Annotated in this window: 12 protein-coding genes and 1 pseudogene; 1 reads left to right on the top strand and 12 read right to left on the bottom strand. The window is 72.0% G+C overall.

Annotated elements, in window-relative coordinates; translation table 11 throughout:
- Nucleotides 1–58 precede the first annotated feature (58 nt).
- From ACIBVL_RS28340 to ACIBVL_RS28310, 7 genes are all read right to left on the bottom strand, one after another.
- A complete protein-coding gene (locus tag ACIBVL_RS28340) occupies nucleotides 59–847 on the bottom strand; it encodes a carbon-nitrogen hydrolase family protein (protein WP_399101165.1) in 789 nt (262 codons plus the stop codon).
- Between the two features lie 102 nt (nucleotides 848–949).
- Nucleotides 950–2,068 (bottom strand): MFS transporter, encoded by a 1,119-nt coding sequence (locus ACIBVL_RS28335; RefSeq protein WP_399101163.1) that lies wholly within the window; start codon nucleotides 2,066–2,068, stop codon nucleotides 950–952.
- 97 nt (nucleotides 2,069–2,165) lie between these two features.
- On the bottom strand, nucleotides 2,166–3,620 hold the full coding sequence (locus ACIBVL_RS28330; protein WP_399101161.1) for an HAD-IA family hydrolase: 1,455 nt from the start codon (nucleotides 3,618–3,620) through the stop codon (nucleotides 2,166–2,168).
- A gap of 21 nt (nucleotides 3,621–3,641) precedes the next feature.
- On the bottom strand, nucleotides 3,642–4,703 hold the full coding sequence (locus ACIBVL_RS28325) for an ABC transporter ATP-binding protein (protein WP_399101159.1): 1,062 nt from the start codon (nucleotides 4,701–4,703) through the stop codon (nucleotides 3,642–3,644).
- Nucleotides 4,704–4,706: 3 nt separating this feature from the next.
- A complete protein-coding gene (locus ACIBVL_RS28320; RefSeq protein WP_399101157.1) occupies nucleotides 4,707–5,519 on the bottom strand; it encodes an ABC transporter permease in 813 nt (270 codons plus the stop codon).
- Nucleotides 5,507–6,403 (bottom strand): ABC transporter permease, encoded by an 897-nt coding sequence (locus tag ACIBVL_RS28315; protein ID WP_399101155.1) that lies wholly within the window; start codon nucleotides 6,401–6,403, stop codon nucleotides 5,507–5,509. The genes ACIBVL_RS28320 and ACIBVL_RS28315 overlap by 13 nt, the downstream gene beginning before the upstream one ends.
- Nucleotides 6,400–7,545 (bottom strand): ABC transporter substrate-binding protein, encoded by a 1,146-nt coding sequence (locus ACIBVL_RS28310; RefSeq protein WP_399101153.1) that lies wholly within the window; start codon nucleotides 7,543–7,545, stop codon nucleotides 6,400–6,402. The genes ACIBVL_RS28315 and ACIBVL_RS28310 overlap by 4 nt, the downstream gene beginning before the upstream one ends.
- Nucleotides 7,546–7,775: 230 nt before the next feature.
- Between ACIBVL_RS28310 and ACIBVL_RS28305 the strand changes: the two genes are divergently transcribed.
- Nucleotides 7,776–8,516, top strand: coding sequence for a GntR family transcriptional regulator (locus tag ACIBVL_RS28305; protein ID WP_399101151.1), 741 nt, complete (start codon nucleotides 7,776–7,778; stop codon nucleotides 8,514–8,516).
- 3 nt (nucleotides 8,517–8,519) lie between these two features.
- Here the strand turns inward: ACIBVL_RS28305 and ACIBVL_RS28300 are convergent, their stop codons facing one another.
- The 5 genes and pseudogenes from ACIBVL_RS28300 to ACIBVL_RS28280 form a co-directional block, all read right to left on the bottom strand.
- Complete coding sequence (locus ACIBVL_RS28300; protein ID WP_130444560.1) at nucleotides 8,520–8,972, bottom strand: Lrp/AsnC family transcriptional regulator; 453 nt, start codon at nucleotides 8,970–8,972, stop codon at nucleotides 8,520–8,522.
- A gap of 10 nt (nucleotides 8,973–8,982) precedes the next feature.
- Nucleotides 8,983–9,285, bottom strand: a pseudogene (locus ACIBVL_RS28295) (amino acid permease C-terminal domain-containing protein); the annotation flags it as partial.
- Nucleotides 9,286–9,338: 53 nt separating this feature from the next.
- Nucleotides 9,339–10,778: a GuaB1 family IMP dehydrogenase-related protein gene (locus ACIBVL_RS28290; protein WP_399101260.1), complete on the bottom strand. Its 1,440-nt coding sequence runs from the start codon at nucleotides 10,776–10,778 to the stop codon at nucleotides 9,339–9,341.
- Nucleotides 10,779–10,908: 130 nt separating this feature from the next.
- A complete protein-coding gene (locus ACIBVL_RS28285; RefSeq protein WP_399101149.1) occupies nucleotides 10,909–11,214 on the bottom strand; it encodes a barstar family protein in 306 nt (101 codons plus the stop codon).
- Between the two features lie 78 nt (nucleotides 11,215–11,292).
- Nucleotides 11,293–12,336 (bottom strand): sugar-binding transcriptional regulator, encoded by a 1,044-nt coding sequence (locus tag ACIBVL_RS28280; RefSeq protein WP_399101147.1) that lies wholly within the window; start codon nucleotides 12,334–12,336, stop codon nucleotides 11,293–11,295.
- Nucleotides 12,337–12,447 lie beyond the last annotated feature (111 nt).

Genomic DNA, 12,447 nt, shown 5'->3' with positions numbered 1-12,447 from the left:
GGGTGCGGACTCCTTGCACGAAAGAACCGGGGGTGGCTCAGAGGATTTGAGACGGTTTTCAGACCAGGGACCCGTAGAGACCGGGGCGGCGGTCCTTCAGATACGGGTTCGCCTCGCGGGACGCGGCGAGGGAGACGGGGTCGGCGTCGGCGAGGACCAGTTCCTCACCGTGTCCGGCCCGGGCGCGGGCCACCCCGTCGGGACCGGCGAGCGTGGAGAGGCCGACGAACTCGAACTCGCCCTCCCGGCCGACCCGGTTGACGTACGCCACGTACATCTGGTTCTCGAAGGCGCGCACCGGGATCATCGACTCGGCGACGAACTGGAAGGGGTGCATCTGCGCGGTCGGGACGACGAGGAGATCCGTGCCGGCCAGGGCGTGGGCCCGGACGTTCTCCGGGAACTCGACGTCGTAGCAGATCATGAGGCCGACGGTGAGGCCGTTCAGCTCGGCCTGGACGACCGGCTGCTCCCCCGGCGTGAAGTGGTCGCGCTCGAAGCAGCCGAAGAGGTGGGTCTTGCGGTAGGCGGCGAGCCGGGTGCCGTCGGCGGAGATCAGCTGGGCGGAGTTGTACACCGTCCCGCCGGACCGCTCGGGGTAGCCGTAGGCGATCGCCAGCCCGTGCCGGGCGGCCAGCTCGGCGATCGCGTCAGCGGAGTCGCCGTCGGCGGGCTCGGCGAGGCGGGCGATGCCGTCGCCGATCGCGTACCCGGTGAGGAACATCTCCGGCGCGACCAGCAGCCCGGCGCCCGCGGCGGCGGCCCGGCCCGCGGCCTCGTCGAGGACCTCGAGGTTCTCGACGACCGAGCCGGGCCGGCCGGAGCTCTGGAGCAGGGCTGTGCGCATGCGTGATCCTCACCGCTACGAGGGGGGTTGGGGGGCCTCCTAGACGGTACGGTCGGCCGCGCGGGCCGGACAAGAAGGAGCCGTTGCGCGCCGGTGAGCGGTTCATTGCGTGCCCCGCCCCTCGGACGGCGATTCGTTGCGCACCCCCACGGCCACCGCCGTCACCAGATACGGCAGCGCACACAGCGCGAAGACGGTGCCGTGCGGGTACGCCGATCCGAGGGCGCCGTACGCCCCGTACACCCCGATGGTCACCAGCTCCGTGCCGAGGCTCGCCACGGAGGTGAGGGTGGCCCGGCCGGTGCCCTCGACACGCTGCTGGAGCCGGGTGTCGGCGACGACGGTCGCCAGTTGGAAGCCGCCGAAGGCGAGGGCGACCAGGGCGATACCGGCGGGGGCCCCGCTGACGCCGCCGGCTGCGAGGGCCAGCGCCGAAGCGGCGAGGAGCGCGGCGAATCCCCTACGCCCCAGGCGCTCGGCCGCCCCGGCGAGCATGCTGCCGGCCGTGACGCCGGCCCAGATCAGCACCAGCGCGTAGGGAACGGCCGCGTCCGCCACGCCCGTCTCCCCGACCAGGAGCGATGTGTACTCGTCGAGGGCACCCCACACGGCCGTGACGGCCGGGACCAGCAGCAGCGCGCCCCGCACGGAGCGGTCGCGCCGGGCATCGGCCAGTCCGCCGCGCAGGGTCACCGCCCAGCTCTCGCCCTCACCGGTGGCGCGGCGATGCTCGGGGAACCGGGTCGCCGTCGCCGCGCAGAGCAGACAGGCCAGCACGCTCGCGCCGCCGACCGCGAGGTGGCCACCGGCCGCGAGGACCGGCCCGGCCAGACCCGTCGCCGCCATCACGGCCACCTGGCCCACCGCATGGGCCCGTCCCATCACGCGCGCGTACCGGTCCGCCGCGCCGAGCAGCTCCAGCTCCTCGTAGACCAGCGCCTCCAGGGCTCCGGAGCCCAGCGCTCCGCGCACGCCCCACAGGACGAAGCCCGCGGCGAAGGCCCCGTAGGACGGGACGAGCACCCACAGGGCGAAGCCGGCGCCGCCCAGCAGCGGGCCCAGCCACAGCAGCAGCCGTCGGGAGACGGCGTCGGCCCAGGCGCCGGAGGGAACCTCCAGCAGGACGCCGGTCAGCGACCACAGGACGAAGAGGGAGGAGATCTGCCAGACGGACAGGCCGGCGTCCGCGAAGAGCAGCGCGTACACCGGGTAGAGCAGCACGAACTCGTCGAGGAACGCGTACGCGTACAGCGTGGCGGTCAGTCGACGGGTGGCGGAGCCGGTCGTGGATCAATGTCGCCAGGTCATGCCACCGATGTTAGACAGGACCGGCCCCGGTGCCCAGCGAATACGTGGTGATCACGGCGGCATGGTCGGACGGCCAGTCGTTGTCCTCGACGTCCGGCCAGGGGCGTGGGCTGCCGCCGACGTAGGTCCGGGAGTCCAGCACCCCGAGACCGCGGTGGAGCACGAAGTCGATCCGGTCCTGCGGTTCCGGGCGGCCGCTGCCGTCCTCGTGCCCGGTGTGGACCGGGGACCAGGTGTGCCCGGGGTCGCGGACGGGGTCGGGGTGGGCCTCCCGGTAGGAGTCGCGCAGCCCCGCCTCCTCGGCCGCCTTGGTCACCGGCCACTCGACGTCCGGCCAGTCCAGGTGCGACGGGCTGTTGAAGTCACCGACGAGGACGACCGGCACCTCACTGCCGATGCGGCGCAGGGCGTCCCGCATCCGGGCGAGCCGTGCCTCCTCGTGGGCGATCAGACCGGCGGCGGGCAGCCCGTCGAACGCGGCCTCGTAGGGCCCGTAGGGGGTGTGGTCGAGGTGGACCGTCCATACGTCGACCTCGGCGCCCTCGGCGACCCGGATCCGTACGCCCGCCGCGCCGTAGAAGCCGACGTGCGGGTCGCCGAAGGTGGCGGTGATCGGGTGGCGGCTGATGAGGCCGAGGTTCTCTCCGGCCCGGTGGTGGTGCCAGCCGAGCGCCTCGGCGAGTTCCCCGGCCGCCGTCCCGCAGGTCTCCTGCAGACCGACCACGTCGACGTCGGTCTCGGTGATGACCTTCAGCTGCTTGGCCCGGTGGTCGCGGACCTTCGTGCCGCCGTGCCAGAGGTTCCAGGTCATGACGCGGAGCCGGGGCGGCGGCAGACCACGCAACCGCTCGGGAGTCACGCCTTCCAGGCTGGTCAGCACGGTCCGGCCGGGCGCCGGGCCGATCGGCGCGAGGGAGGGCACCGCGAGGACGGCGCAGCCCGCCGCCTCGGCGGAGGCGACGCCGGTCTCGGTGTCCTCGACGGCCACGCACCCCGACGGGTGGACGCCGAGGGCCCGGCAGGCGGCGAGGTAGGGGTCGGGGGCGGGTTTGGTGTGCTCGGTGTCGTCGGCGGTGACGGAGACCGCGAAGCGGTTCTCGCCGAGCGCTTCTAGGACGGTGTCGGCGACGGCCCGGGGGGACGCGGTGACCAGGGCCGTGGGCACCGCGTCGCGTGCCAGGGCGTCGAGCAGGGCGAGCGCGCCGGGGCGGGGTTCGATGCCGGTGCGCACGCGGGCGGCGAACTCCCTGTGGAGCGCGTCGGCGAGGTCCCCCACCGGGCGGTCCGTGGTGGTGGCCAGCCAGCCGGCGGTGTGCTCGACCGGCCGGCCGAGCACCTCCGGCTGGTCCGCCTCGGTCAGGGCCCGGCCGGCCACCTGCTCCACCGCCTCCCACCACAGCCGCTCGGTGTCGACGAGCGTGCCGTCCATGTCGAACAGGACGGCCTGGAGCGGGAGTCGAGTCACGGTTCTCTCTTTCCACGGTGGTCAGGAAGTACGTTCGGTGACGAGCACGGGGCGTCGCGGCAGCGTCACGCCGACCGTCGCCCCCGCCCCCAGTCCGGCGGCCTCGTGCGCCGGCAGGTCGGCCTTCACCTCGGTGCCGTCGGCGAGCCGGACGGTGACCCGGACGGCGGCGCCCAGGAAGGACGTGGCGAGCACGTGTGCGTCTCCGTCGTCCTCGGCCCGTACGCCGACCGCCTCGGGCCGCACCAGCACGTCCACGTCGGCCGCCGTCGGCACCGGTCCGTCGATGGGGAGCCGCTGCCCCAGCACGTCGACCTCGCCGCCGGAGAGCCGCCCGGGTATGCGGCTCATCGTGCCGACGAACTCGGCGACGAAGGCGGTGGCGGGCCGTCCGTACAACTCGGCGGGCTCCGCGCACTGTTCGAGCCGCCCGGCGTGCATCACGGCGACCCGGTCCGCCATGGACAGGGCCTCCTCCTGGTCGTGGGTGACGAAGAGGGTGGTGATGCCGAGTTCCTGCTGGAGCCGCCGGATCTCCTCGCGGAGGGTGAGCCGCACCTTGGCGTCGAGCGCGGACAGGGGCTCGTCGAGGAGCAGGACGCGCGGACGCAGCGCCAGGGCGCGGGCCAGGGCGACGCGCTGCTGCTGGCCTCCGGAGAGCTGGTGCGGGAACCGCCCGCCCTTGTCGGCGAGACCGACCAGCTCCAGCAACTCGGCGGCCCGTGCCCGCCGTTCGGACGTACGGACCTTGCGCATCCGCAGTCCGAAGGCCACGTTGTCGAGCACGTCGAGGTGCGGGAAGAGGCTGTACGACTGGAAGACCATCCCGGCGTCGCGGCGGTGCGCCGGGACGCGGGTGACGTCCTCGCCGTCGACCAGCACCGCGCCGGAGTCGGGGTGTTCGAACCCCGCGAGCATGCGCAGGGCGGTGGTCTTGCCGCAGCCGGACGGGCCGAGCAGGGCGAGGAGCTCACCGGGCCGCACGCTCAGGTCGAGTCCGTCGAGGGCGACGGTCGGCCCGAACACGCGGCGCAGGCCGCGGAATTCGACCGTCGCCGCCTTCTCGATCGTGGTCACGGTCATGGTTCATCCCCGGGAGGTAGGACGGGTACGCCCGCCGACACCGGCGAGCGCGAGGAGCAGGATCCACGTCACGAGCAGGCTCAGCACGGACACGGCGACGGACAGCTGGGCCTGCGAGCCGCTGACGTTGACGATCCACACGGCGAACGGCTGGAAGCCCAGCAGTTGCGCCACCGTGAACTCGCCGAGCACCAGGGCCAGCGTGAGGAAGGACGCGTTGAGCAGCGCGCCGCGCAGATTGGGCAGGACGACCCGGACGAGCGCCTGCGGCCAGCCGGCCCCGCAGCTGCGGGCCGCCTCGACGAGGGTGCGTACGTCGACGGCCCGCAGGCCCGCGTCCAGGGCGCGGTACACGAACGGCAGCGCCATCACGACGTACGCCAGGACGAGGACGAAGGGGAAGTCCGGGTTCTGGATCGCCACGAAGGTCTGGAACAGGGGTGTGCGGGAGAGGTGATCGGGACCCCACTTCAGCACGGTCCCGATGCCGGCGACGAACGCGATCGGCGGTACGACCAGCGGCAACGAACACACCACTTCCACGACCGGCCGCAGCCGGGGCGCGCCCAGCCGCAGCGCGACCATGGCGGGCACCATCAGCAGCAGGACGAGGGCGATGGTGGCGGCGGCCAGCTCCAGCGAGAGCAGCAGGCTGGAGGTGAATCCGTCGGTGGAGAGGATCTGGGTGTAGGCGTCGAACGTGATGCCCTGTCCGGGCACGTCGACCGTGAAGACGACGGACGCGGCCAGCGGGACCAGGAAGTACAGTCCGGCGAGGCCGAGCACGCCCCACCGCCACGGGGTCAGGCGAGCCATCGCGCGCTCCTCCGTTGCAGGGGCAGGTAGACGGCCATGACCAGGCCCGCGACCAGGACCATGTCGAGGCTGAGGGCGAGCGCCACGTTCTCCTGGCCGACCAGCACGTTGCCGGAGATGGCGTCGGCGATCTGCAGGGTGACCAGCGGGACGGAGCTGCCGACCATGGCGGCGGCGGTGGCGTACGCGGCGAAGGCGCTGCCGAAGAGCAGCACCAGGCCGCCCAGCAGCGAGGGCAGCAGCACGGGCAGGGCCACGTGCCGCCAGTACTGCACGGGTGTCGCGCCGTTGTTCTGCGCGGCCTCGCGCCACTGGGTGCGCAGGCCCTCCAGGGCGGGGGTGATGGTGAGGACCATCAGCGGGATCAGGAAGTACAGGTAGACGATCACCAGTCCCCAGAAGCTGTAGAGGTCCCAGCCCCGGTCGGTGAGGCCGAGGTGCCGGGTCAGGACACCGGCGTTGCCGAGCGTGGCGACGAAGGCGAAGGCCAGCGGGACGCCGCCGAAGTTGGCGAGGACCCCGGACGCGGTGAGCACGGCCTCGCGCAGCGCGCGGAAGCGGGAGGTGACGACGGCCTGCGCCAGCGGCAGCCCGAGCAGTGCGCCCAGGGCCGCCGACACGGCCGACAGCTTCACGCTGCCGAGCAGGGCCGTCAGATACGCGCCCCGCAGCGAGGCCGTCAGGTTGCCGGTGGTGTACGAGGTGGCGCCGGTGGCCGGGTCCTTGGCGGTGAACGCGCCGTCGAGCATGGCCAGCGCGGGCAGCCCGAAGGCGAGCGCGGTGAAGGCGAGCAGCGGGACGACGGCGAGCCAGCCGAGGGACCGGCGCCGCCGCCCCACCGCGGCGGCGGTCGCCATGTCCACCCGTACGGCGGTGGAGGTCATCCGGAGACGGCCTTCGCCCAGCCCTGCCCGATGACCGTCTTGGCCTTGCTCTGCTGGTCCTCGGTCGGGAAGGACGGGGTCCCGGAGACCTCGGGGAGCTTGGCGGCGGCGGTCTTGTCGAGGGTGCCGGCCTTGTCCATGGCGGTCATCAGGGCCGGGCGGGCGTATCCCTCGAGCCACAGGTTCTGGCCGTCGGCGCTGTAGAGGTACTCCTGCCACAGTCGGGCTGCCGCGGGGTGCGGGGCGTCCTTGTTGACGGCCTGGGAGTAGTACTGGGAGAACTCGCCGTCGCGGGGCACCGCGACCTTCCAGTCCACGCCCTTGGACCTGAACTCGTCGGCGTAGCCGGCGTTGAGGTAGTCCCAGTCGATGCTGATCGGCGTCTCCCCCTTCTCGACGGTGGCCGGGGTCGACTCGACGGGCGTGTAGTTGCCGTTCTTCTTGAGCTCGGCGAAGAAGTCGAGGCCGGGCTGGATGTCGTCGAAGGAGCCGCCGCTCGCGAGGGCGGCCGCCCAGACGCCGCCGAAGGCCGAGCCGGACTTGGTGGGGTTGCCGTTGAGTGCGACCTGCCCCTTGTACTGCGGCTTCAGCAGGTCCGCGAAGGTCGTCGGACAGGTGGTGACGCGCTTGGCGTCGCAGCCGATGGAGATGTAGCCGCCGTAGTCGTTGTACCAGCGGGCCTGCGCGTCCTTCTGCCCCGCGGGGATGTCGGCGTAGGAGGCCACCTTGTACGGCGCGAGCAGCCCCTGCTGGGCGGCGCTCAGCGCGAAGGAGCTGCCGAGGTCGAGGACGTCGGGCGCGCGGCCCTGGCCCTTCCTCGACGTCACGGCGTTGATCTCGTCCTGGCTGGAGCCGTCGGGGTTCTCGACGGCGACCTTGATGCCGTACTTCTTCTCGAAGCCGTCGATGAGGGCGCCGTAGTTGGCCCAGTCGCGGGGCAGGGCGATGGCGTTGAGCGTGCCCTCCTTCTTGGCCGCCTTCACCAGGGCGGCGAGTCCGCCGAAGTCGGCGGCGGAGGTGGCGGTGGCGGCGCTCTTGCCGTCGGCGGTGGTCGAGGCGTTGTCGGGGGCGGCGCCACAGGCACTCAGGGTGAGTGCGGCGATGACACCGAGGGCGGCTGTTCTCGGCAAGGACACGGTCACGGCTTCTCCAGGGGAGGCGCTGGGGTGCGGGAGATCAAGACCCATCGAGACTCGGGCTAACTTGTCTGAACAAGTTCGCCTCAGTACGCACGCCGCTGGTGTCCCCCTCGTAAACTCTGGCGAAACCCTGATCCCCTATTTCGCGCACAAATCCGGGTGCGGGCCGGCGCCGCGGGATCTCGACTAGGCTGGCATAGCTGTACACAGCAGCCGAGGCGCGAAGGGGGAACATGGCGGCCCGACACGAGGAGATCGCCGACGAACTGCGGCGGGCGATCGACCGCGAGGAGTACACGGTGGGCGCACTGCTGCCCGCCGAGACGGACCTCGCCGCCCAGTACGGCGTCTCACGGGGCACGGTCCGCCAGGCGGTCGCGGCGCTGACCGCCGAGGGCCTCATCGGCTCCCGCCAGGGCGCCCGCCGGATGGTGCTGGCCAGCCGCCGCAGCCAGAGCTTCGCGGAGCTGCGCAGCTTCGCCCAGTGGGCGCGGGCGATGGGGCGCGAGGCGACGGGGCGGGTGCTGGCCCAGGAGTACCGGCCGGCGACGAAGGAGGACGCCGTACGCCTGCAACTGCCGGCCGGGACACCGGTGTTGCACGTCCTGCGGGTGCGCGGCCTGGACGGCGAACCGGTCCTCCTGGAGCGGACCGTGTACGCCGACTGGATCTCCCCCGCCGTCGAGTCGATCGAGCCGGACTGCCCCTCGGTGACCCAGCGCCTCCTCGACGACACCGGCCTGGTCTTCGCCTACGGCGAGCACGTCATCGACGCGGTGGCGGCGGGCGCCCAGGACGCCGAACTGCTCGGTATCCGCCGCACGAGCCCCCTGCTGCGGGTCCGCCGGGTGACGACGACCCGCGAGGGCCGCCCGGTGGAGTGGTCCGACGACCGCTACCGCTCGGACGCGGTGAGCTTCAGCGTCCACAACTCGATCGACAACAACGCGCTGGCCCGCAAGACGGCGGAGTAGAACTCAGGTGGGCGAGCCCGACGAGAACCGGCGCAGCAGCGGGGACAGCACCAGCACCGACTTCGTCCGTTCCACGAAGGGCTCCCCAGCGATCCGTTCCAGCACCCGCTCGAAATGGCGCATGTCGGCGGCGAAGACCTGGGCGACCGCGTCCGCGTCGCCGGTGACGGTGGAAGCGGCCACGACCTCCTGGTAGCGCTCCAGGCCGCGCTGGATGGTCTCCGGGGAGGTGTTGCGCCGGCAGTAGATCTCGACGAACCCCTCGGTCTCCCAGCCGAGGGCCGCCGGATCCACCCGGACGGTGAAGCCGGTGATGGCTCCGGTGGCCCGCAGCCGGTCCACGCGCCGCTTCACGGCGGGCGCGGACAGGCCGACCAGTTGCCCGATGTCCGCGTAGGAGCGGCGGGCGTCCTCGGCGAGGGCGTGCACGATGCGTTCGTCGAGATCGTTCAGCACGGTGGGTTGATCACTTCTCAGCTGGTGCGGGCGGGGCGAGTCGGGAGCGGCGATGGCCGTACCCGAAGTAGAACACGAGTCCGACGGCCATCCAGATCCCGAAGACCGCCCAGGTGACGGCCGAGCGGCTGCCCATCATCCAGACGCAGAAGGCGAAGCCCAGAGCGGGCAGCACCGGGGACAGGGGCACCCGGAAGGTGCGGGGCATCTCCGGCAGGGTCCGGCGCAGCACCACGACGGCCACGTCGACCAGCGCGAAGGCGAACAGGGTGCCGATGCTGGTGGCGTCGGCCCGCTGCTCCAGCGGGACGGCGGGCGGCCAGGACCCGCGCGCCTTCACAACGGACCCGCGCCCCTCCCCACGGCCTACCAGCTGGCGTGCAGAGGCTTCCCCTCCGCATAGCCCGCGGCGCTCTGAACACCGACGACCGCCTTCTCGGCGAACTCCTCGAGAGAGGCCGCGCCGGCGTAGGTGCAGGAGGAGCGGACGCCCGCGATGATCGAGTCGATCAGGTCCTCGACACCCGGCCGGGCCGGGTCGAGGAACATGCGGGAGGTGGAGATGCCCTCCTCGAACAGCGCCTTGCGGGCACGGTCGTAGGCCGACTCCTCCGACGTACGGTTGCGGACGGCGCGCGCGGAGGCCATGCCGAAGGACTCCTTGTACGGGCGGCCGTTCGCGTCGTGCTGGAGGTCGCCCGGGGACTCGTACGTCCCCGAGAACCAGGAGCCGACCATCACGTTGGACGCGCCGGCGGCCAGCGCCATGGCGACGTCACGCGGGTGACGGACACCCCCGTCGGCCCACACGTGCTTGCCGTACTTCCTGGCCTCGGCCGCGCACTCCAGGACGGCGGAGAACTGCGGCCGGCCCACACCGGTCATCATGCGGGTGGTGCACATGGCGCCGGGGCCGACGCCGACCTTGATGATGTCGGCGCCCGCGTCGATCAGGTCCTTGACACCCTCGGCGGAGACGATGTTGCCGGCGACGACCGGCACCCGCGGGTCGAGCGCGCGTACGGTCCGGATCGCGCTGATCATCGACTCCTGGTGGCCGTGGGCCGTGTCGATGACGAGCGTGTCGACGCCTGCGTCGAGCAGCTGCTTGGCCTTGCCCGCGACGTCGCCGTTGATGCCGACGGCGGCGGCGACGCGCAGCTTGCCCCGGGCGTCGGTGGCCGGCGTGTACAGCGTCGCTCGCAGGGCGCCCTTGCGGGTCAGGATGCCGGCGAGCTTGCCGTCCCTGTCCACGGCCGGGGCGTACCGGCGGTTGGCCGCGTCGAGGGTGTTGAAGGCCTCGCGCGGGTCGATGTCGGCGTCGAGGAGCAGCAGGTCGCGGGACATGACGACCTCGAGCTGGGTGAAGCGGTCGACACCGGTCAGGTCCCGGTCGGTGACGACACCGACCGGCCGGAAGCCCTCGTCGACGACGACGCCCGCGTTGTGCGCGCGCTTGGGCAGCAGCGCGAGGGCGTCGGCGACGGTCTGGTGCGGTGCGAGCACGATCGGGGTGTCCAGCACCAGGTGGCGGCTCTTCACCCAGGTGATCACGTCGGTGACGACATCGATCGGGATGTCCTGCGGGATCACGACGAGTCCGCCGCGCCGGGCCATGGTCTCCGCCATACGGCGGCCGGCGACGGCGGTCATGTTGGCGACGACCAGCGGGATCGTGGTGCCCGTACCGTCCGGGGAGGTGAGGTCCACCCCCTGACGCGACCCGACCGCGCTGCGGCTCGGCACCATGAAGACGTCGTCGTAGGTGAGGTCGTAGGCGGGCTGGATGTCGTTGAGGAAACGCACGTGCTGCACATCCCAGTCGTTCAGAGGTGACCCCCTGACAGGTCAGCCAGGGGGAAGAGCACGTACTTCATTGTCCCATGACGACCGCGACGAGCGGCCCGGACGGAACGTCCAAGCAGCTCACAGGGGCTTAGGAGGATCCTCCGAGAGCGAGCACGACCGACAGCGCCGGGACCTGGTTCACCGCCGACGAGAACACCTCCTGCGCGATCTCCCACTCCTCCGGCCGCGCCTTCGCGTAAGGCTGCCAGTTCCGTACGACGACCAGCACCGGCCCGGCCTCGGGCCCGTCCGGCAGATCGGTGAGGCTGTCGGCGAGGGCGTCCCAGTTCCGGCCGAACCAGTCGGGCAGCTCCAGGTGCCGGGCGCAGCGGTCCATCAGGGCCGCCTTGTCCAGCACCCCGTCGAGGTCCAGAGTGAGCACGTGCTCCGTCATCCAGGCACCGTCCTGAGCGAGTCGTGGGTTGCGGCGAGGGGGCGGCCTGGATGACCGCCCCCTTTTCCTGATCTTCCCTCAGATACCGTCAGGATCCGCCCGGTTGAGCGCGGGCTTGGGCGTCGGCCCCGCCGTCATCAGATAGTCGGCCGCCGAGGTGTCCGTCACCAGGCTGGTGACGAGCCCGGACCGCAGCACCGCGTCGATCGCGGCCGCCTTGCGCTGTCCGCCCGCGATCGCGACGACCTCGGGGATACGGCGGAGCTGGTCGGCCTTGACCGTGATGCACCGCTCCCCCAGATCCCGTCCGACCCGGCGGCCCTCGGCGTCGAAGAGGTGCGCGGACATCTCGGCGGCGACCCCGAGCGAGGCGTAGTGGCCCCGCTCCTCGTCGCTGAGCATGTCGTGCACCGTGGAGATACCGGGCTCCCAGGAGCCGATGGAGACGCAGGCGACCGTGACCTTGTCGAAGTACTCGAAGGCCCGGGCGATCCCGGTCTGGTGGCGCAGCGCGGCCGCGGTGGCCGCGTCCGGCAGCAGCATCGGCGCGTAGATGGGGTGCGCGTCGCCGCCGGACACCTGGGCGGCACGGCGGACGGCCTCGACCGAGCCGCGCTCGGCGGTCCCGGCGTCGTACACCCCCGTCAGCTGCACCACCGTGCAGGGCGGCAGCCGGTCCAGCGCCGCCGCCATGTGAATGGTCGACCGGCCCCAGGCCAGCCCGAGCACATCCCCCTCGTTCACCAGTTCGCCGAGCAGATCGGCGGCCACTTCTCCCAGGTTCTCGGGGTCGGGCGAATCCTCGGCCTCGGCCGGGGACTCGACCACCACGGCGTGCCTGAGGCCGTACCGGGCGCGGAGCGCGTCCGAGCGCTCGGCGTCCAGTTCGGCCGGCACACGGATCTCGATCCGTACGAGATCCCGTTCGAGGGCGGTCTCCAGAACCCGGGCCACCTTGAAGCGGCTGACGCCGAACTCCTCCGCGATCTGGATCTTGGACTTGCCCTCGAGGTAGAAGCGGCGGGCCATGGCCGCCGCCTGCACCAGCTCAGCGGGTCCCATCCGCATGGCTGACCGGCCCGCCGACATACCCGACACGGCGATCTCCTCACTGCTGTTCACACTCTGGATACGCCGTTCATCCTTGCAGATCCGGCGCACTTGATCAGCCCTGATGAGAGCCGTTCACGTACCTGTGGCCCAGTGGCCGCACGACCGCCCTGTTCAGCCGCG

It is taken from the genome of Streptomyces sp. NPDC049687 (assembly GCF_044465285.1).
Lineage (GTDB): Bacteria > Actinomycetota > Actinomycetes > Streptomycetales > Streptomycetaceae > Streptomyces.
Note: the sequence above shows the minus strand (reverse complement) of the source record. Positions and strands in the feature narration are given on the sequence as shown.